Raw genomic sequence first — 17734 nt, forward strand, 5'->3', positions numbered from 1 at the left:
CCAATGTTTTCCCCGGTGTGGGAATTCCCACAGCCGAGCCTGGTTCGACTGTCATATCCTTGTTGCAACGTCAGGCCCGCCGGCTCGTGTTCAAGCAGGCGAAGGGAAAGGGAACGGTCATGAAATTCTTGGCTCCCGTCACAAAACTTGCTGCGGGGTTTCGCAAATTCGTCGGGCCGCGCTACCGCCCGGAGCTTTATTACATGCGTGGCCCGGGGCCAGCCACCGCCCGCCGTATGGGCACGCGGCGGCAAAACCAATCCATCGACCACTACGCCTAACTTGCCTCGCGGACGGCTGACGCTCTCGCCCGGAGTGCCGTTCGCGCCGTTCCGTACCGGTCAATTCAGATCAATGAAGGTACGATCTGATCATGGTTATAATTCATGCTGCCGCCATTGGTCCATTTCGCAGGTGGTTACGCCTCCGCGCCGAGGGAAAAGCTCTCTTGTCGGCAACGGACCAGTTGAGCCGTTTACCCGATGACGTTCTTGGCGACGTCGGCATCTCACGTGACGAAATCATGTGCGCTTTGCGAAGCCGCGCCATCCGTCATGCGGAGGCAGGCGCGGCCGGCACGACGATCGAGCGCACCAGGATCGCTTCGGCCTCGATCCCGAAACGGTTGGCCGCCGGCAGTAGCTACGCCTCGGCCGAGATCCCCTTTGGCTGGTCCACGAGCGCGCGATCGAGCCTTACATCGCGGCTTCGACAAGCAGCGGCGCGCGGACGGGACCTTCGAACGGCACTACACCTGCGACCCCAAGGACTGAATGTTGACCGACGGGAACTGGGGAGGATTTCAAAATGATCATGTCAGTTGTTAAGTCCCTCGCGCTCGCTCACGCCAATCAAACAGCTGAAAGACGTCTATTTGGATTGCGAACGGGGAGGCCGCCGGTGCGCTGGGGACGGAACACGTGATGTACTGTTCGATGCGCGAGTTCCGACTAGGCGCGCGATAGCAGTTTGCGCATAATCAACGATGCATGGCCTTCTGCACCGTGCAACGCGGCCACTTCGAACCATGTTTGCGGTAAAAGGCCATTGCCCGGTCGTTTCCCTCGAGCACTTCGAGTGCGATGCTCAGGATGCCGGAATGGGCGGCTAAGACAGCGTGCAATATATTAGCGGCTAGCCCGGTGCCGTACTCGCTTTGATCGATGTGGAGCCCGTCAAGCATGACGTCGCCGGCTTCATTCATCTTAGCCATCGCGTAGCCGGCAATCGAGCCGTCTGGCCGTTCTGCCACGAACGACATTTTGTTGGTGTCTGTCAGTTCCGCCGCAATCCGCTGCAGCGTGTGATCTTCATCCGAAATCAGGGCCGCGGTCTCGGCACCCATGATTGGCGAGTACGTCCTGCGCCAAGACTCTCCAATGAGCAGCGATACCGACGGCACGTCCTGCTCAGTCATGGCTCTGATTTGCGTCATCGATAACGTCCCCTGCCGGTCAATTATAGCGTTGCCGGACGGGCCGCTCAAATTCGGAGCGGCGGCCTACCGCCGCTTCATCGCATGGGGGTCACGCCGTTCCCTACATCTACCATCAGGCATGGTCCGCAGGTCGACTCCTACCGATGAGCTAACGTCCGCTCTGGAGAAGCACCGCGAATGTCTGAACATGGCGCAACCAGGACCAATAGCTTCGCGCTGCCGATGTCCCCTTTCGAGTAACAGCGAAATTGCTTCGAATGACCAAGATAGGCGCTAAGCCGACCTTCGAACGGCACGATTGAACACGCGTCCTGCTACCGTCATCTCTAAGCGCTTACCGGGTCGCCCGGCGCCGTCCCTCCACGGCGTCAAGCCGCTCCTGCAGGTGCCCATTGAGCACGATCATCTCCTTGAGCGCCTTCACCGCGTCGCCCTTGTGCTGGGCGATGAACTTTTGGGCGATCGCCTGAAGGGCGGCCTCCTGGCGTCTGTCCAGCGTCACGATGTGGTCCATGGCGATGCCTCCGACAGTTTCTGTTTAAATTGAACAAAACGGGAACAAAAATGTCAAGTGTGAATTGACTTGGCGAGGAATGCCTTCCTATTGTCAGTGGTGGGGCGGTTGCTCACAAACTGGGGAGAGCCGCGATGGGCAGACGAAAAAGCCGGTTTGACAGGCTGTCGGCGAGGCATGCCGAGGCGATCATCAGCGACGCTCTCAGCCTGCGCAGGACGGTGCTTTCGTCGCAACTGCATCTGAAGGCGCATGGCGAGCTGTTTTGGCAGCTTTGCGGGCTTGTCGAAAAATTGCATGAGGTGATGGCCAGCGTAGCGGAGAAGGAGCCCGATTTCCGGATGCCGGATCTTGGCCTGCTTCCGCTTCCCGAGGACTATTTGACTCGGAAATGAGCCATGGCCGGGCCGATGGACAGCGTTGGACGTGCCGCGAAGACCAACATGCTGCTGATCGTCGAGTGCGGCCACTGCTATCATGTTGGGCGTTTTCGGGCCAACGACGTGGCCAAGGTGGTGGGCTGGAACAAGCCGCTGGAAGCCATCAGGTTCAGGTGCAAACGATGCAACCGCAAGGACACCACCGTTCGCACTCAGTTCGTCGACCAGGACCATCCGCCAAAAGGCTACATCTGGGTGCTGCAGAAATTCAAGCTTTAGAACAGCGAACCCTGCCCCGGCGCCTGTGGGGCCTGCGGCGGAAATTTTATCTGTGTCGCCGGCTTGTCGACGATCACCAGCGCGTCGTCGGGTGCCGTGCGCTGCAGGTGCCTGGCCTGGGACCACGGTGCGGTCAGCCAGGTCTCGGTTTCCTCCTGCGTGGTCAGGATCACGGGCATCGCCTTCTCGTGGATCGGCGCGATCAGGGCGTTGGGCGTGGTGGTCAGAAAACCGTAGAGCTCGAACTCGCCGGGGCCATCCTTGACCTTGCGCACGCCTTGCCAGGGCGTCCACAGGCCGGCGAAGAAGAACAGCGGCCGCGCCTCGTTCAGCGCGAACCAGTAGTTTTTCTGGATACCGGTATCCGGGTCCTTGTCGCCCGGCGTTGGGCTCGGTTCGGCAAAACTGGTCAGCGGCACCACGCAGCGGTTCTCGACGCCGAGATATTGCTGCCAGTGGCCGTATTGCGGGTTGCGGATGTTGGTGGTGCCGTAGTCGGCCTTGCCCTTCACGCGCTCGACCGGCGTCGGCATGCCCCACAGCAGGTTGGCCAGTTCCCGCTCACCGTCCGGCGCGTTGCGCACTACCGGGCCGGGCTGGTTGGGGTAGATGTCGATGGAGGGCTCGAGATTGCCGAGACTGTCGCGCAAGGCGCGGGTCCACTGGCGGATCGCCTCCTGGCTGGTGGTGATGTTGTAGAGGTTGCACATGTCGAGCCCAGGGATGTTCAGGCATCTTGCGGGAAAGGGCAGGTAATTTCCAGCGCTCTCCGGCCGGCTGCTGACACGCTACCCCAGCCCACAGCGCCACGATCACCGCCGCCATCCCGGCGATCGACCGCGGCAGAAGGATACCGCCGCGCGCAGCACGGCGAACCGCGGGCTCCGCCTACGCAACGCACACCGCTCGCGCGCGTTCTACCCATTAGGAGGAGCATGGCGATGTGACAGCTGGTCTCATGCGCTCACAATTGGAGGCAAACTACCATGTCCAAGTTCAAAGATGCCCTTGACCGCGGCAAGGAAGCTCGCCGTGAGCAAGAGGAGAAGGTCGGCAATGAGAAGGCCGAGGGGGTGGACTTCGGCGCGCAAGCAAGGGCCTGGCTAAACGACGTCGTGGTTGCGTCGCTGGAAACGGCCAGGGCTGACGTAGCAGGCGAGGTGGCCGTCGAAATGGACACCGCGCCACGCCGCCAAGCCAAAGCATCAACACCATCTATTCGGTTCAGAATCTACAGGAAGCGGGGAACGGAAAAGGAGGTGGTCGGAAGAACGTTCACGGTCAACGTTCAGCTGAGTGGACAAGTGTCGGTCTCTTCGCCGGGGATTGTGGCAAGAGAAGTGGGAAACATCGGGGATAGGGCTGACGAGCGGTTCTCTAGCTTGCTGGCGGAACTGATCGAGGACGCAGCGAAGGGCACTTAGCCAGCAAGGTGTCGAGGAGGGGCCGGGGATTTCCAGCGTTGTCTGCGGCTGCTGACACGCCGAGCCTGTCAGTAACAGCTTTCCGGACGCCGCAAACAGCCCTCCGTTAACCTTTCGTTAACCATGGCTGGCTAGCGTTTACCTATCAGTAAGGAATCGCTGTCCGTGACCTTCGCCGCCCCCGTCGAGACCAAATCCATTCGCTTTCGCGCCCGCTCCTTCGTCGCCTTCACGCTCACCCCGGAGACGCCGCTTTCGGAGTGGCTGGAAAGCCTCGACCGCTGGATCGGCAATTCTCCCGGCTATTTTGCCGGCCGCCCGGTGGTGCTCAACCTCAACACGTTGAAGCCCGCGGTCAGCCAGATCGAAGCGCTGGTTGCCGAGCTTGGCCTGCGCGGCATCCGCATCTATGCCATCGAGCTCGAAGGCAACACGGTGCTTGAGCCCAGTCTGCCGCCTTTGCTGATCGGCGCCAAAGAGGCCACAGCCGGGCTGCTCATGCAGGCCGACCAAAAGGCTGCCGGCAGGCCGGAAGAGGCGGGCAGGGCGGAAGAAGGCAGGGCGGAACCGGGCAAGCAGTCAGAAGACAGGCAACCAGAAGACAGGCTGCCGGACGCGCCGGCCACGCTGATGGTCAAGACGCCGATCCGCTCGGGCCAGTCGATCTTCCACGCGCATGGCGATGTCATCGTGCTGGGCTCGGTCGCCTCCGGTTCCGAGATCGTCGCTGCCGGCTCGATCCACGTCTACGGCACGTTGCGCGGGCGGGCGTCGGCCGGTGTGCTCGGCCATTCGGCGGCGCGCATCTTCTGCCGGAAAAACGAGGCCGAACTGCTGTCGGTCGACGGCTGGTATTGCACCGCCGAGGAGATGGAGCCGGCCTTGCGTGGAAAAGCGGTGCAGGCGTTTCTGGAAAAAGACACGCTGCGCATCGCGCCGTTCAGCTAATGCAGTCGCCCGAAAGTATGCAGCAGTTTTAGAATTAAAACAAAGACTTAAGCGCATCGCATAAATCAAACGCTTAACAATACAAACAACAATAAGGAGGCATAGATGGGCAAAGTTGTGGTGGTCACCTCGGGCAAGGGGGGCGTCGGCAAGACGACCTCGACGGCCGCCCTTGGCGCCGCCGTCGCGAGAACCGGCAAGAGGGTGGCGCTGGTCGACTTCGACGTGGGTTTGAGGAATCTCGACCTGATCATGGGCGCCGAGCGGCGGGTGGTGTTCGACCTGGTCAACGTCATCCAGGGAACGGCCAAGCTGTCGCAGGCGCTGATCCGCGACAAGCGGGTCGAGACACTGTTCCTGCTGCCGGCCTCGCAGACGCGCGACAAGGATGCGCTGACCGAGGAGGGCGTCGGCGAGGTGATCGAAAAGCTGAGCTCGGTGTTCGACTACGTCTTCTGCGACAGCCCGGCCGGCATCGAGCGCGGCGCGCAGCTTGCCATGCGCTTTGCCGACGAGGCGGTCATCGTCACCAACCCGGAAGTCAGCTCGGTGCGCGATTCCGATCGCATCATCGGCCTGCTCGACGCCAGGACCGTCAAGGCCGAGCGGGGCGAGCAGATCGCCAAGCATGTGCTGGTGACGCGGTACGATGCGGCGCGCGCGGCGCGCGGCGAAATGCTCTCGATCGACGACGTGCTGGAAATCCTGTCGACGCCGCTGCTGGGCATCATTCCCGAGAGCCAGGACGTGCTCAAGGCCTCCAACCTCGGGTCGCCGGTGACACTCAGCGATCCGACCAACTCCGCCGCCCGCGCCTATATCGAGGCGGCCAAACGGCTCGAGGGCGAGGACCTGCCGGTCGTCGTGCCGTTCGAGCGCAAGGGCTTTCTCGATCGGCTTTTTGGAAGGAGGGCAGCATGAGCCTGTTAGACCTCTTCAAGCGGCGCGGCAGCGCGCCGGTGGCGCGCGAGCGGCTGCAGGTGCTGCTCGCCTATGAGCGCCGCAACCGCAGCCAGCCCGATCTCGTCTCGGTGCTGCGCGAGGAGATCATGGCCGTGATCGCCAGGCACGTGCAGATCGACCAGGATTATCTGCAGGTCTCCATGGATCGCGGCGAGACGATGTCGACGCTGGAGATCGACATTCAGATCCCCAACAAGAGCGCAAGGCCGCTGGCCATGTCGGCCTGAGCGTTGCGCCTGTAGTAGTTTTTGACGCCGGCGGGACAGCGCACCCCTCTGGCCTGTCCTCTTTGCCCCCACTTGGCATCTCCCCCTCAAGGGGGGGAGATTGGCAGCTTCGGGGCCGCTCGCCTCTGCATCAACCATGCGCACGCTTCCGATCCATTTGCCACTTGCGCAACCATCCAAAGGGTGAAAACGTTGGTCCGGGGTAAATGGGCAAGGGTGGTCGTCGCGGCTGTGAGAAGCTCCGGGGCGGCCTTGAAAAGCGATGAATTTTCCACAGTTCCTGGTGGGGATGACCGCCGCGGCATTCGTCGTGGCGCTCTCGATTTATTTGGCAACGGGTTCAATCTGGAAGGCGCTGGGCTGGACGGTCCTCACCTTGATCGTTCTGCAGCTTGGATATTTTTTGTCCGTCGTCCGGCTGATCTATAGGGCCGAACGAAAGACACACAGTGACCGCGACCCGCGAGTACTGGACCGTCGAGACTGCATGCGGTTTCGAGATTCAGGTCGGCCACCACAAATATAAATATGCCTAGACCATGATGTTCATCAGATAGACAGTATGGTCTAAACCGCTTGAAAGCGGACATGTTCGGTTCTGGGAATGTGCCTTGGACGTTCCGTTACTTTAGTCAACCAGTATATATCTCGGGGTGCATGTGACCGATACTGCGCAGCGCGTCATCCGCTCCAGTTCCGCCGCTCCGATCATTCCGCCGCCAGCTTGTCCTGCGTCCTGGTGTCGAAGTCGCTGGCGTCGTGGCGCTCGTGCAATTGCATCGCCGGCTCGCCGAAGGCGCGGTTGACCATGCGGCCGCGCTGCACCGCCGGCCGTGCGTCAATCGCGTCGGCCCAGCGCTGCACGTGCTTGTATTCCTGCACCGACAGGAACGCGCCGGCGTCGTTGTACATGCGGCCCTTGGCCAGCCCGCCATACCAGGGCCACACGGCGATGTCGGCAATCGTGTAGGCGTCGCCGCCGAGATATTCGCTTTCAGCCAGCCGCCGGTCGAGCACGTCCATCTGGCGCTTCACCTCCATGGCGAAGCGGTCGATGGCATATTCGAACTTTTCCGGTGCATAGGCGTAGAAATGGCCGAAGCCGCCGCCGAGATAGGGCGCCGAGCCCATTTGCCAAAACAGCCACGACAGGGTTTCTGCGCGCGCCGGCTGCTCGATCGGCAGGAACTCGCCGAACTTCTCGGCCAGATGCAGCAGGATCGAGCCGGATTCGAAGACGCGGATCGGCTTTGGCCCGCTGCGGTCCATCAGCGCCGGGATCTTGGAGTTGGGATTGACCTCGACGAAGCCGCTGCCGAACTGGTCGCCGTCGTTGATCCTGATCAGCCAGGCGTCATATTCGGCGCCTTTGTGGCCGCGCGCCAACAACTCCTCCAGCATGATCGTCACCTTCACGCCGTTTGGTGTCGCCTGCGAGTAAAGCTGCAGCGGATGCTTGCCGACCGGCAACTGCTTGTCATGCGTCGGGCCGGCGATCGGCCGGTTGATGCTGGCGAAGGCGCCGCCATTCTCCTTGTTCCAGGTCCATACTTTCGGCGGTGTGTATTGGTTCATTTCGGTGGCCTTTGATGTGAGCGGAGAGGGTCTTGGGGAGGATCAGCTTGCATAGATACAGGTAGTGCGGGCTGACGGAAGTTCAACTTGTGTTGAACTATTGTCGATATCGGCAGCGCAAGCCTGCGCGATTGCATCCGGCCCTTGCGCCTCGTCACATGCGCCATAGCTATAGAAGATGCCGGCCCTCTGAACGGTCGTCGTGAATATGGCCAGGATTGAGAGCATGACCATCGATACGATTTTGCGGTCCATCGTGACGGTGCGGGCTTCGATCCCGGATGATGCCTTCACCGCGAATGCGCTAGGCACCAGCCGGGAAGGCAGCGGCGTGGTCATTCGCGACAACGGCCTGGTGCTCACCATCGGCTATCTGATCACCGAGGCGGAAGAAGTCTGGCTGACCGACCACAGCGGGCGCGTGATTCCCGCGCACGCGCTCGCCTACGACCAGGAAACGGGCTTCGGCCTGGTGCAGGCGCTGGCCCCGCTCTCCCTGCCCGCGGTGGCTTTCGGCGACGCGGCCAGGGCGATGGCCGGCGACCCGGTGGTGCTCGCCGACGGCATCGGCCAGGCGGTCAGCGCGTACATCGTCACCAAGCAGGAATTCGCCGGCTATTGGGAGTATCTGCTGGACGAGGCGATCTTCACCGCGCCGGCTCATCCGTCATGGGGAGGTGCGGCCCTCATCGGTCAGGATGGCAGGCTGCTCGGCATCGGTTCGCTGCGTCTGCAGATGAGCCGCGCCGGCGAGATCGCCGATATCAACATGGTGGTGCCGATCGACCTGCTGCCGCCCATCCTCGACGATCTGCTGACACGCGGCCAGGTTGCCAAGCCACCGCGCCCATGGCTCGGCGCCTTCTCCGCCGAAAGCAATGGCGAGGTCGTGGTGATGAGCGTCGCCGAAGGCAGCCCGGCCGCCGAAGCCGGCCTGCGCCAGGGCGACATCATCTCGGATGTGCGCGACGGCGAAGTCGACGGGCTCGCCGATTTCTACCGCAAGTTGTGGCAGAACCAGGCGGGCGCCGAGATCCCGTTGCGTGTTGTGCGCGACGGCCGCGAAACCTGGCTGCGCGTCAAGTCGGCCGACCGCAACAGCTTTCTCAAGAAACCGCAGCTGCAGTGAAGCTCCTTTCCTTCCCCCCTTGTGGGCCTTGTGGGGTGGATCGGCGCGCAGCGCCGAGCCGGAAGGCCGCAGGTTATTACATCACGATTTGAAGGACCGCCATGGGCGGCGCGAAGCAATGCTTCGCGCCGGCCTTGCAACAAGGCCACTGTTGCTCCATTCGATCGGAGCCAAGCAGCGACAAAGGAGAACCGATGACGACCACAGAAAGGCAGACCCGCTGATGGCGCCGGTCGAGGTCGACCCCGCCAAGGTCCGCGAATTCAGCGATGCCGAGAGCTTCTACACCTGGCTCGGCAAGCATCACGACACCGAGACAGAAATCTGGATCAAGATCCACAAGGTCGGTTCGGGACTGCTTTCGATCACGCCCAAGGAGGCCATCGACGTCGTGCTGTGCTGGGGCTGGATCGATGCCGTGCGCAAGGGGCTCGACGACAAGAGCTATTTGCAGCGCTACACACCGCGCGGCAGGAAGAGCATCTGGAGCCAGATCAACGTCGACAACGTCGCCCGGCTGATCGAGGCGGGCCGGATGACCGAGCATGGGCTCAAACAGGTCGAGGCGGCGAAGGCCGACGGGCGCTGGGCGCGCGCCTATGCAAGCGGCAAGGACATGAAAATCCCCGCGGATCTGCGGGCCGCAATAGACGCCGAGCCCGAGGCAAAGGCGATGCTGGCAAGGCTCAGCGCGCAGAACCGCTTCGCGCTCGCCTTCCGCATCCACAACATGAAGACCGAGGCTGGCCGCGAGAAGAAGATCGCCGCCTTCGTCGAGATGCTGAAGCGCGGTGAGGCGATCTACCCGCAAGGGAAGAAGTGAGGCTGGCGCCGTCGCGGCTGTGGCTGCCGTTTCGGCAAAGTTCCCGCCTCGTGGGTGTCAGGGTGAGAGAAATTGGCCGTCCACCCCGGCCGCTGCGCAGTAACGGTTTCTTCTTTGCTTTTGCCTCACAATGGCCGCGACGAGGCAGGCGAAGTCCAGAGCATGGCCGAAAAGAAAAATCGCGACGGAGAGTTCTGGGAACTGGCGCTCGAACGCGCGCATCTTGGCGTCTGGGATTGGGATCTCAGGAGCGGCGACTGTTTCTACTCGGCGATGTGGTTGCAGATGCTCGGCTATGGCGAGGGTGAGCTTGCCGAGACAAGCGATCTCTGGTTGCAGCTGACGCATCCCGACGATCGCGAGCGGGCGGTGGCCAGCGGCGAACGCCACATTGCCGGCCTGACCGAGTCGATCGAGACCGAACTCAGGCTGAAGCACAAATCCGGTCACTGGGTATGGGTTCTCGATCGCGGCGGAGTGGTCGAACGCGACGCCGAAGGCCGGCCGGTCAGACTGATGGGCGTCCAGACCGACATCACCAAGCAGAAGCAGGCGGAAGCAGAGCTTGAACAGGTCAACGTCCGCTTTCGCCTGGCATTGGCGGCCAGCGGCACCGGCATCTGGCACCACGATCTCGCCGCACGCAAAAGCTACTGGGACAAGCGGACGCGGGACATCTACGGGCTTGTCGCCGACACCGACGAAGTGTCGCAAGACCTCTGGCACAGCTATCTGCATCCGGACGACCGGGCCGACGCCGAGCGGGCCCATTTGGCGCCGCTGCAAACGCAAAAGGTCGTCGCCGTGCAATACCGCATCATCAAGCGGGACGGCGAAATCCGACATCTCGAATCGCTGATACGGTTCGCCGACGCCCAGTCGTCGGGCCACATCCTGGGCACGGTGCGCGACATCACCGAGGCGAAGCAACGCGAGCAGGAACTTGCCCATGCGGCCCGCCATGACGCGCTGACCGGCCTTTTGAACCGCGCCGCTTTCGACCGGCTGCTGGCCGAGCACATCGCAACGGCGCGCCGGCTCGCGGTGTTCTACGTGGATCTCGACTACTTCAAGGCACTGAACGACTTCGCCGGCCACGCCGCCGGCGACCTTGCCCTGAAGAGCGTCGCCGAGCGCATTCTGGGCTGTCTGCCGCCGTCGGTGCACGCCGCGCGCCTCGGCGGCGACGAGTTCGCGCTGCTGGTGCCTGATTGCGATGCAGCGCAAGCCGAGCGTCTCGCCGGCGCCGTACTCGCGGCGGTTCGCGATGCCGACCTCGGCTCGACGGCGGCGTCGCGCAAGCTCGCGGCCAGCATCGGCATCGCCTTTGTCGCCGATGCGAATACCGCAGTGGCCGACGCGCTCGCCTGCGCCGACGACGCCTGCTATGCGGCCAAGGCCGCCGGGCGCAATCGCTTCGCGGTGTTCTCGCCCGAGACGACATCCGGCTCCAGCGGCCTCAATGCGGCGCGGCTGGCCGCCGACACCGTCGACGCCATGGCGGAAGGAAGGCTGAAACTGTTCGGCCAGGAAATCCACCAGCTCGGAAAACCCTGGCAAGGAAGCCGCCATGTCGAGGTCCTGGCGCGGCTCGCCGGCCGCAACGGGCGGCTGATCCCGCCGGGCGAGTTCATCCCGGCGGCGGAGCGGTTCGGCGTCGCCTCGCGGCTCGACCGCTGGATTATCAGGACGGCGCTGTCGCTTCATGGTCCGGCGCTGAAGTCAGGGGCGCTCACGCTCGGCTTCAACCTGTCGGCGCAGACGCTGAGCGACCCGCAGCTTTGGGATTTCGTCGACGCTGTCATCGCCGAGACCGGGGCGCCGCATTCCGGCATCGGCTTCGAGATCACCGAAACCGCCGCGGTCACCAATTTCGCAGCTGCCGAGCAGTTCGTCGGCAAGGCGCGCGAGCGGCGCTGCCGCGTCAGCCTCGACGATTTCGGGGCGGGCATGAGCTCGTTCGAATATCTCCGGCGCTTTCCCGTCGACACGATCAAGATCGACGGTTCGTTCATCGAGCATATTGCCGATAGCCGCTTCGACCGCGAAATCGTCTCGGCGATATCCGGCATCGCCAGGAGCCTCGGCTGCTCCGTGGTGGCGGAGAAGATCGAAGCGCAGGATGCGCTCGACATCCTCGCGGATATGGGCATTGACTTCGGCCAGGGATTTCTGCTGCACCGGCCGGAGCCGCTGCAAGCGATCGTGGCGCGGGCGTGCGCGACCCGGGCGAGCGCGACACAAGCGAGCGTGGCACGGGCGCGCAAGACACGGGCGAGCGCGCCGGCACCAGCCGGACGGCGAGCCTAGCCCGGATCTCTCCGGGCTAGCCGGGCGAAAAGTCCGCGAAACCGGTCCGGCGCCGTGATGCGCGACTGGTCAGGACTTTCCCGGCGGGCGATAGCGGACCGACTTCGCCTTGCCAAGCGCTTGCATCGTCTCTTCGACGCTCAGGAGAACGGTGGTCTCGTACGAACTGAGCGCTCCTCCCGCACCAATGGCAAGCATGACCGATGCCATCGAAACGTTGTCGGGCGCTTCCCACAGGTTCCAGCCATCGTGCTCTCCGAAGCCGTACCAGAACCCGTGCAGCTTTCCGCCTACCGATTCGATGTAGGTGCGGGCTGCCTCGCGTCTATCCTCGGGGTTTTCGATCAGGCGCGCCCAGGTCTCGGGCGTATAGCTGAATCGTGAGAGATACATGGGCATGGTTCGCCTCCAGGGCCGCCGATCCCCCAGCGGCTCGGCGTCGAGGGGATCGAGGGAGGGGCTGGCGCCGAGCCTGACCGGCTTGGTTGGTTCACCGGCTGACAAAATATGCGCTCAGGCTAATATAATCGCAACACCTATCCTGCAGGCCGCCGCCGATGCGGATCAGGCGTTGCGGCTCGCCATATGCGCGTCGAGCTTCTTTCTCGAAGGCCCGTACCGCTTGATGATGGTCGCGGCCTCGCTCGGCGGTATACCATATTTTTTCGCAAACGCCGCTACGTCGTAAGGCTCCTCGCCGGCGGCCGGTTTGCGGTCCTGCTTGCTCCTGGATTTGTTGTCGGCCATGTCGTCCTCCATCATATCTGGTGGTTATAGGGTTCCTTGGTCGGCCCGACCATCCATGCCAGTTTGGAAAGGGGAGGCACGCCGGTCTGACCGGTTGCCCGGCGGGGCGATGCTGGTTCCCGCTCATGGGCTCGAACCACGATTCACGCCTTCAAAGGGCGCTGTCCTACCATTAGACGAAGCGGGAATAGAGCAAGTGACGCTATCTAGCACTTTCTCATCCGTGCATGAAGCTGCTTCATGTCATCATCGGCTCGAGCATGAGACACGCCCTTTCGGCGGGGCCTTGCAGGGACGGGAGCAATCGCCGTGACTAGAACCGACCTCTCCGACTTCTACCGAGACTACATTGCCTGCCTGAACAAGCAGGACTGGCCGAAGCTGGGGCAGTTCGTTGATGATGAGGTGATCCACAACGGCCGGCGGCTCGGTCTATCAGGCTATCGCAAAATGCTGGAGAGAGACTTTGCTGAAATTCCGGACCTTTATTTCAACGTCCAGATGCTGATTTCCGATCCGCCCTACATAGCGAGCCGGCTAGGGTTCGACTGCGCGCCGAAAGAAAGGTTCCTTGGCCTCCCTGTAAATGGGAGGAGAGTTTCCTTTGCCGAGAATGTTATCTATCAATTTGGGGACAAAAAGATTGTAGAAGTATGGTCTGTCATAGACAAGGCTGCCATCGAAGCTCAGCTTTAGCGCGAGAATGCTCGGCCGTCGTTCCACGTTCCGATATGAACCACGATATGAACAATGGCAGCTGCCTGTCTACCGCCTGTCAAGGACCCGGCCTTGACGCCTGAACACGCTGCCCCAGATTCCGCGGCGGAGTTTTCAGATATGCGATACGACTGGCAGGGGCGCAAATTCCTGGAACGGCATTTCGGCATTGTTATCGCAATTGGCCTGGCTGCAGGGCTGTCGGCCCTGGCCGCGCTGGGCTACACGCCTTAAGTCGCGGATACCGCGCCCAAACCCCTAAGGTAAGCGAAAAATAGCGGTGCGACGCGACCAGACCGGCGCAAGACCGTTGCCGGCCCTCTATGCTATCGATTCTGCTGGGCATGCCCCACGGCATTGGCGAAAGAAATGTCATCCTTGATCTCGCGCATCGCCATCGAGGTGATAGTGCGGCGCACGCCGGGCAGGCGGCTGAACTCGACGCGCAGCATCCTGTCGAGCGCCATCATGTCGACGGTCACGATCTGCAGGAGATAGTCGGCCTCGCCTGTCGTGGCGTGGCAGCGCCGGATCAGCGGATGCGCCTGGACGGCGGCCTCGAAGGCTTCGGAGAGTTCGAAATCGATCGACACCTGGATGAAGGCTTCGATGCCGAAGCCAAGCTTGGCCGGGTCGACCCGCGTCGAGTAGCCGCGGATGATGCCGGCGTCCTCCAGCGCCTTGACCCGCTTCCAGCACGGCGTCTTGCTTAAGCCGACCTCGTCGGCGAGCACTGCGAAGGAGGTGCGCGCATCGCGTTCCAGCGCCGCGACGATCTTCCGGTCGACCGCATCCAGCATCACACGTTCTCCAAACCTTCGCGATGCACGAACATTCGTCCTCCATTTTCTGGCATTTGGATAACAAAAAGGAACAATGTTCAAGTGAAAAGCGACTAAACTGCGGGCTCGGACCGAACAGGGAGCCCTAGGGGCCGGGCAAAGGAGCAGCTGCCATGCACAAGCCGGATTATTACGCCCGTATCGAAGCGCCCGAGATGCGCGACTATGGCGTCTACCTCAGCTGCGCCAAGCTACTCGCCTGCCAGAAGCCGCTGGCCGAGATGGTCAATGCCGACGAGCTGCAGTTCCAGATCGTCCACCAGGTCGAGGAGCTGTGGATGAAGCTCATCGCCTACACGCTGGTCGATGTCGTCGACTTCCTCGAGCAGCAGAACACCCATCGCATCGTCACGCTGATGGGGCGGGTGCATCGGCTGATGCGCCTGATGACGGCGCAGCTCGACCTGCTCGAAACTATGTCGCCCAAGGAATACCAGGAGATTCGGCTGCAGCTCGGCAACGGCAGCGGCCAGGAATCGCCGGGCTTCAGGCTCTTGCTGCGCATGCCGCCGGACCTGTGGCGGGCGTTCAAGGCGTCCTATCTCGATGGTCGCGGGCTCTCGGTCGAGGATGTCTACGATGTCAGCTATGACCACGGCGACAGCTATGTCGTCGCCGAGGCGCTAATCGAATTCGACGAGCTGTTCCAGAAATTCCGCGCCAATCATCTCTACCTCATCCACCGCTCGATCGGGCTCGGCTCGAAATCGCTCAAAGGCCGGCCCGGTCGAACTGCTGCAGGCCGGCGCCCTGCATCGCTTCTTCCCGGAGCTGTGGGACATACGCTGCGACATGACCGACCGCTGGAGCTGCCAGTATGGGACTGTGCGGGCACCGATCAGCCACCCGGAGGCGAAGGCAGGGTAAGGGTAGACGCCGCGATCCCTTCTCCCACAAGGGAGAGGGATCGCGGCGCCGCGCGAAACTCGAGGACTCCAGTCTTGGAAGCTTGCGCTCTTTTGAGTCAAAGTTGTCGGGTTTGCGGCTGGTGTAACGTCCTTGGGGCGAAATCGGTCGCAACCCTGGAGGACGGCATGTCATCGGAAACCACCCAATCACCGGCTCAACCGCCGTGGCAGACCGCGGCAATCCTGATTGGCCGCCTGATCTTCGCAGCCGTCTTCCTCATGGCGGTGACCTTCAAATTCATCGACATGGGCGCCACCGCGGGCTACATCGCCGCCGCCGGATTTCCGTTCTCGCTGTTTCTGGCCTGGTGCGCGGCCGTGCTCGAAGTGGTCCTGGTGCTGTGCTTCCTGACCGGCGCCTTGTTCTCGCAGGCCGCTCTTGTCGCCGGCGCCTATGTGCTGTTCCTCGCCTTTGCCTTCCACGGGCCGTCGCACTGGGCCGGAAACCAGGCCGAGTTCGGCTTTTTCGTCGATCATTTTACCTTCCTGGCCGGGCTGCTGTTTGCCGCCGTGCATGGGCCGGGCCGTGTGCCGACCTGGAAGGCTGCACTGGCCAGGTGATCGTAGCTCGGCTGGCAAGCGGCGTTCCGATACGGCGAGGCGATCGCGACGTCACATCTGGTCGTTGTAGGGTTCCTTCATCTGGCCGACCATGCGCGCCAGTTTGGAGAAGGACGGCATGTCCGCCTCCGGCTGACACTGGTTCGCCAGTTCCAGCAGCCGGATCGGGAAGTTGACGGCATCGCGGCTCGAGGCCGACATGCCTTCTGAGCGCTCCTCGCTGGTCTCGCTGGCTTCGGCCTTGCGCAAGGCGATGTCTATCTCTTCGACCGTCAGTACGCCCTTGCGGACAAGGACCTGATTGATCGATGCGACGGCCATCAGCAGGCCCTCGAGTTGCAGATTGGCGACATTCATGGCTTTGCTCCCATTGGCAAATTGCAAACGCGCGAACACCGGTTCCGATCCCTGCACCATAGCGCGGCGGGCGGCCGAATTTTAGGCCGGCCCCCGAGATTTCGCTTGCTTTGTGACGGCAGCTATGCTAGGAATATAGTCATGGTGCTGATTTGCGCCGACGACCCGCCCACCGAGGCGGGTTTTTTTAATTCAAGCCTTCTCGAACGTTTGTGCCTGTGTTGCCGATATCAAATGCCGGCGGGACAGCACCCCCCTCTGTCCTGCCCGTCCTCCGCAGCAGCTGCGCTGCAGCTGCGGAGGGTGGACCGGACATCTCCCCCACTTGGGGGGAGATCGGATGTCACCCCGGCTTTCGCCAATTACCAGCATCGAGGTAGGGCATGGCCGAGAATCCTTTCGACGACGAACCGGCTGATGTGACCGAACCCAAGCCTTCCGGCCGGCCGAAGCGGGCGAAAAAAACGCTGGCCGATGGTTTTCTGGAAGCCATCCGCGCCGATTTCCGGGCACATGGCGCCGGCGTCATCGCCGAGGTTCGTACCGAAAAGCCCGATCAGTATCTGAAGATCGTGCTGTCGGTGCTGCCCAAGGATCTGCATCTCAACATCAACAGTCTGGAAGCACTGAGCGATGACGAAATCAGGCAGCGCATCCGCGGCCTCGAAGCCGTCCTGCGGCCGTTTCTCACGAAAAGTCCGGCGTCGCAAGACCGGGCCTCGCAAAGCCGGGCTGCGACGGCGAAGACCGAGTATCTGAGCCTGCTCAGGGAATTGGACCGGAGGCGGCGCACTAACCAGCTTGCCGCCTACCGGCCTTATCCGCGACAGGCCGAGTTCCATGCGGCCGGTGCTGCCAACCGAGAACGCCTGTTCATGGCCGGCAACCAGCTCGGCAAGACAAGGGCCGGCGGCGCCGAATGGGCGATGCATCTCACCGGCCGTTATCCCGAGTGGTGGCAAGGCAAGGTTTTTGACACGGCCGTGCGGCTGTGGGCGGCCGGCGTCACCGCCGAGGGCACGCGCGACAACCCGCAGCGCATTTTGATCGGCCCGCCGCAGCAGCCGGCGGCGTGGGGCACCGGCATGATCCCGGCCGACGCCATTGTCAGCACCATCATGGGGCGCGGCGCGCCGCATGGGCTGGACAGCGTCGTGGTGCGCCATGGCGGCGGCGGCGATGTGCAGGCCGATGAATCGGTGCTGTCGTTCAAGAGTTTTGAGAAGGGCCGCGAAAAGTGGCAGGGCGAAACGCTGCACGGCGTCTGGTTCGACGAGGAACCACCGCTCGACATCTATTCCGAAGGCCTGACCCGCACCAACGCGACCGGCGGCATCACCATCGTCACTTTTACGCCGCTCCTCGGCATGTCGGATGTGGTGCTGTTGTTTCTGTCGGCGGAAGCGGTGGAGGGAATGGGGTGAGGGGGCAAGTTCAGGAAGAGTGGGTCTTTTCGAGCAAAATCCGAAGACGTCCTTCCTACCTCGCGCTGCCCCTCATCTGCCTGCCGGCATCTTCTCCCCGTATAGAGACGGGGAGAAAGACGCCTTGTCCGAACCGGATAGATAGGTAACAGAATGGACTGATTGCAT

General features: G+C 62.5%; 23 protein-coding genes, 1 tRNA gene and 1 pseudogene. 16 read left to right on the forward strand and 9 right to left on the reverse strand.

Going from position 1 to position 17734, the window contains the following annotated elements; translation table 11 throughout:
* On the forward strand, positions 1 to 281 hold a 281-nt coding region (locus AC0L28_RS33370; RefSeq protein WP_473482712.1), incomplete at its 5' end, for a hypothetical protein.
* 698 nt (positions 282 to 979) lie between these two features.
* On the opposite strand, the gene AC0L28_RS33375 is transcribed toward AC0L28_RS33370, so the two are convergent.
* Together AC0L28_RS33375 and AC0L28_RS33380 are read right to left on the reverse strand one after the other, a co-directional pair.
* Positions 980 to 1435: a GNAT family N-acetyltransferase gene (locus AC0L28_RS33375; protein ID WP_473482696.1), complete on the reverse strand. Its 456-nt coding sequence runs from the start codon at positions 1433 to 1435 to the stop codon at positions 980 to 982.
* A gap of 337 nt (positions 1436 to 1772) precedes the next feature.
* Positions 1773 to 1952, reverse strand: a complete 180-nt coding sequence (locus tag AC0L28_RS33380) for a hypothetical protein (RefSeq protein WP_128247673.1) — start codon at positions 1950 to 1952, stop codon at positions 1773 to 1775.
* 134 nt (positions 1953 to 2086) lie between these two features.
* Between AC0L28_RS33380 and AC0L28_RS33385 the strand changes: the two genes are divergently transcribed.
* Both AC0L28_RS33385 and AC0L28_RS33390 read left to right on the forward strand, forming a co-directional pair.
* On the forward strand, positions 2087 to 2347 hold the full coding sequence (locus AC0L28_RS33385) for a hypothetical protein (RefSeq protein ID WP_287075127.1): 261 nt from the start codon (positions 2087 to 2089) through the stop codon (positions 2345 to 2347).
* Positions 2348 to 2350: 3 nt separating this feature from the next.
* Entirely contained in the window at positions 2351 to 2611 is a 261-nt protein-coding gene (locus AC0L28_RS33390) for a hypothetical protein (protein ID WP_287346650.1), read from the forward strand.
* Here AC0L28_RS33390 and AC0L28_RS33395 read toward each other — a convergent pair.
* Positions 2608 to 3321 carry an SOS response-associated peptidase gene (locus tag AC0L28_RS33395; protein ID WP_473482698.1) on the reverse strand — a complete coding sequence of 238 codons (714 nt, stop codon included), beginning with the start codon at positions 3319 to 3321 and terminating at the stop codon, positions 2608 to 2610. The genes AC0L28_RS33390 and AC0L28_RS33395 overlap by 4 nt on opposite strands.
* Positions 3322 to 3597: 276 nt before the next feature.
* On the opposite strand from AC0L28_RS33395, the gene AC0L28_RS33400 reads away from it, so the two are divergent.
* The 5 genes from AC0L28_RS33400 (at position 3598) to AC0L28_RS33420 (ending at position 6699) form a co-directional block, all read left to right on the forward strand.
* On the forward strand, positions 3598 to 4035 hold the full coding sequence (locus AC0L28_RS33400) for a hypothetical protein (protein WP_128170524.1): 438 nt from the start codon (positions 3598 to 3600) through the stop codon (positions 4033 to 4035).
* 165 nt (positions 4036 to 4200) lie between these two features.
* A complete protein-coding gene (minC, locus tag AC0L28_RS33405; protein ID WP_287377939.1) occupies positions 4201 to 4983 on the forward strand; it encodes a septum site-determining protein MinC in 783 nt (260 codons plus the stop codon).
* Between the two features lie 105 nt (positions 4984 to 5088).
* Positions 5089 to 5904, forward strand: coding sequence for a septum site-determining protein MinD (gene minD / locus AC0L28_RS33410; protein ID WP_023803856.1), 816 nt, complete (start codon positions 5089 to 5091; stop codon positions 5902 to 5904).
* A complete protein-coding gene (gene minE / locus AC0L28_RS33415) occupies positions 5901 to 6173 on the forward strand; it encodes a cell division topological specificity factor MinE (protein WP_023803855.1) in 273 nt (90 codons plus the stop codon). The genes minD and minE overlap by 4 nt, the downstream gene beginning before the upstream one ends.
* A 289-nt stretch (positions 6174 to 6462) precedes the next feature.
* The gene (locus AC0L28_RS33420) at positions 6463 to 6699 is read left to right on the forward strand and encodes an exopolysaccharide production repressor protein (protein ID WP_236473395.1); all 237 of its coding nucleotides are present in this window, start codon (positions 6463 to 6465) and stop codon (positions 6697 to 6699) included.
* Between the two features lie 182 nt (positions 6700 to 6881).
* On the opposite strand, the gene yghU is transcribed toward AC0L28_RS33420, so the two are convergent.
* Positions 6882 to 7748, reverse strand: coding sequence for a glutathione-dependent disulfide-bond oxidoreductase (yghU, locus tag AC0L28_RS33425; RefSeq protein WP_287259922.1), 867 nt, complete (start codon positions 7746 to 7748; stop codon positions 6882 to 6884).
* 226 nt (positions 7749 to 7974) lie between these two features.
* On the opposite strand from yghU, the gene AC0L28_RS33430 reads away from it, so the two are divergent.
* The 3 genes from AC0L28_RS33430 (at position 7975) to AC0L28_RS33440 (ending at position 12010) form a co-directional block, all read left to right on the forward strand.
* Complete coding sequence (locus tag AC0L28_RS33430; RefSeq protein ID WP_023803851.1) at positions 7975 to 8877, forward strand: S1C family serine protease; 903 nt, start codon at positions 7975 to 7977, stop codon at positions 8875 to 8877.
* A gap of 223 nt (positions 8878 to 9100) precedes the next feature.
* Entirely contained in the window at positions 9101 to 9700 is a 600-nt protein-coding gene (locus tag AC0L28_RS33435; protein WP_473482702.1) for a YdeI/OmpD-associated family protein, read from the forward strand.
* A 162-nt stretch (positions 9701 to 9862) separates the two neighbouring features.
* On the forward strand, positions 9863 to 12010 hold the full coding sequence (locus tag AC0L28_RS33440) for an EAL domain-containing protein (RefSeq protein WP_473482703.1): 2148 nt from the start codon (positions 9863 to 9865) through the stop codon (positions 12008 to 12010).
* A 69-nt stretch (positions 12011 to 12079) separates the two neighbouring features.
* On the opposite strand, the gene AC0L28_RS33445 is transcribed toward AC0L28_RS33440, so the two are convergent.
* The 3 genes from AC0L28_RS33445 to AC0L28_RS33455 form a co-directional block, all read right to left on the reverse strand.
* Entirely contained in the window at positions 12080 to 12409 is a 330-nt protein-coding gene (locus AC0L28_RS33445; protein ID WP_027155386.1) for a GYD domain-containing protein, read from the reverse strand.
* A gap of 165 nt (positions 12410 to 12574) precedes the next feature.
* A complete protein-coding gene (locus AC0L28_RS33450) occupies positions 12575 to 12757 on the reverse strand; it encodes a DUF3606 domain-containing protein (protein ID WP_128174991.1) in 183 nt (60 codons plus the stop codon).
* A 113-nt stretch (positions 12758 to 12870) separates the two neighbouring features.
* Positions 12871 to 12944: transfer RNA gene (locus tag AC0L28_RS33455), tRNA-Gln, on the reverse strand.
* Between the two features lie 122 nt (positions 12945 to 13066).
* Between AC0L28_RS33455 and AC0L28_RS33460 the strand changes: the two genes are divergently transcribed.
* Positions 13067 to 13453 carry an ester cyclase gene (locus AC0L28_RS33460; RefSeq protein WP_473482705.1) on the forward strand — a complete coding sequence of 129 codons (387 nt, stop codon included), beginning with the start codon at positions 13067 to 13069 and terminating at the stop codon, positions 13451 to 13453.
* Between the two features lie 93 nt (positions 13454 to 13546).
* Positions 13547 to 13708, forward strand: coding sequence for a hypothetical protein (locus AC0L28_RS33465; RefSeq protein WP_287180442.1), 162 nt, complete (start codon positions 13547 to 13549; stop codon positions 13706 to 13708).
* A gap of 92 nt (positions 13709 to 13800) precedes the next feature.
* Here the strand turns inward: AC0L28_RS33465 and AC0L28_RS33470 are convergent, their stop codons facing one another.
* Complete coding sequence (locus AC0L28_RS33470) at positions 13801 to 14274, reverse strand: Lrp/AsnC family transcriptional regulator (RefSeq protein WP_473482707.1); 474 nt, start codon at positions 14272 to 14274, stop codon at positions 13801 to 13803.
* 263 nt (positions 14275 to 14537) lie between these two features.
* Here AC0L28_RS33470 and AC0L28_RS33475 point away from each other — a divergent pair.
* Positions 14538 to 14753 (forward strand): annotated as a pseudogene (locus AC0L28_RS33475) (tryptophan 2,3-dioxygenase family protein); the annotation flags it as partial.
* A gap of 597 nt (positions 14754 to 15350) precedes the next feature.
* The gene (locus tag AC0L28_RS33480) at positions 15351 to 15785 is read left to right on the forward strand and encodes a DoxX family protein (protein ID WP_473482710.1); all 435 of its coding nucleotides are present in this window, start codon (positions 15351 to 15353) and stop codon (positions 15783 to 15785) included.
* A gap of 51 nt (positions 15786 to 15836) precedes the next feature.
* Here the strand turns inward: AC0L28_RS33480 and AC0L28_RS33485 are convergent, their stop codons facing one another.
* Complete coding sequence (locus AC0L28_RS33485) at positions 15837 to 16142, reverse strand: hypothetical protein (RefSeq protein ID WP_023803842.1); 306 nt, start codon at positions 16140 to 16142, stop codon at positions 15837 to 15839.
* 383 nt (positions 16143 to 16525) lie between these two features.
* Here AC0L28_RS33485 and AC0L28_RS33490 point away from each other — a divergent pair, with 383 nt between their 5' ends.
* Complete coding sequence (locus tag AC0L28_RS33490; RefSeq protein ID WP_473482709.1) at positions 16526 to 17566, forward strand: terminase large subunit domain-containing protein; 1041 nt, start codon at positions 16526 to 16528, stop codon at positions 17564 to 17566.
* Positions 17567 to 17734 lie beyond the last annotated feature (168 nt).

It is taken from the genome of Mesorhizobium sp. WSM4847, from assembly GCF_055811335.1.

Excerpts from the sequence above, each read along its gene's own strand:
- AC0L28_RS33375 (WP_473482696.1), bottom strand. The coding sequence starts at position 1,435 with ATGACGCAAATCAGAGCCATGACTGAGCAGGACGTGCCGTCGGTATCG.
- AC0L28_RS33380 (WP_128247673.1), bottom strand. The coding sequence starts at position 1,952 with ATGGACCACATCGTGACGCTGGACAGACGCCAGGAGGCCGCCCTTCAG.
- AC0L28_RS33385 (WP_287075127.1), top strand. The coding sequence starts at position 2,087 with ATGGGCAGACGAAAAAGCCGGTTTGACAGGCTGTCGGCGAGGCATGCC.
- AC0L28_RS33390 (WP_287346650.1), top strand. The coding sequence starts at position 2,351 with ATGGCCGGGCCGATGGACAGCGTTGGACGTGCCGCGAAGACCAACATG.
- AC0L28_RS33395 (WP_473482698.1), bottom strand. The coding sequence starts at position 3,321 with ATGTGCAACCTCTACAACATCACCACCAGCCAGGAGGCGATCCGCCAG.
- AC0L28_RS33400 (WP_128170524.1), top strand. The coding sequence starts at position 3,598 with ATGTCCAAGTTCAAAGATGCCCTTGACCGCGGCAAGGAAGCTCGCCGT.
- minD (WP_023803856.1), top strand. The coding sequence starts at position 5,089 with ATGGGCAAAGTTGTGGTGGTCACCTCGGGCAAGGGGGGCGTCGGCAAG.
- minE (WP_023803855.1), top strand. The coding sequence starts at position 5,901 with ATGAGCCTGTTAGACCTCTTCAAGCGGCGCGGCAGCGCGCCGGTGGCG.
- AC0L28_RS33420 (WP_236473395.1), top strand. The coding sequence starts at position 6,463 with ATGACCGCCGCGGCATTCGTCGTGGCGCTCTCGATTTATTTGGCAACG.
- yghU (WP_287259922.1), bottom strand. The coding sequence starts at position 7,748 with ATGAACCAATACACACCGCCGAAAGTATGGACCTGGAACAAGGAGAAT.
- AC0L28_RS33430 (WP_023803851.1), top strand. The coding sequence starts at position 7,975 with ATGACCATCGATACGATTTTGCGGTCCATCGTGACGGTGCGGGCTTCG.
- AC0L28_RS33435 (WP_473482702.1), top strand. The coding sequence starts at position 9,101 with ATGGCGCCGGTCGAGGTCGACCCCGCCAAGGTCCGCGAATTCAGCGAT.
- AC0L28_RS33440 (WP_473482703.1), top strand. The coding sequence starts at position 9,863 with ATGGCCGAAAAGAAAAATCGCGACGGAGAGTTCTGGGAACTGGCGCTC.
- AC0L28_RS33445 (WP_027155386.1), bottom strand. The coding sequence starts at position 12,409 with ATGCCCATGTATCTCTCACGATTCAGCTATACGCCCGAGACCTGGGCG.
- AC0L28_RS33450 (WP_128174991.1), bottom strand. The coding sequence starts at position 12,757 with ATGGCCGACAACAAATCCAGGAGCAAGCAGGACCGCAAACCGGCCGCC.
- AC0L28_RS33470 (WP_473482707.1), bottom strand. The coding sequence starts at position 14,274 with ATGCTGGATGCGGTCGACCGGAAGATCGTCGCGGCGCTGGAACGCGAT.
- AC0L28_RS33480 (WP_473482710.1), top strand. The coding sequence starts at position 15,351 with ATGTCATCGGAAACCACCCAATCACCGGCTCAACCGCCGTGGCAGACC.
- AC0L28_RS33485 (WP_023803842.1), bottom strand. The coding sequence starts at position 16,142 with ATGAATGTCGCCAATCTGCAACTCGAGGGCCTGCTGATGGCCGTCGCA.
- AC0L28_RS33490 (WP_473482709.1), top strand. The coding sequence starts at position 16,526 with ATGGCCGAGAATCCTTTCGACGACGAACCGGCTGATGTGACCGAACCC.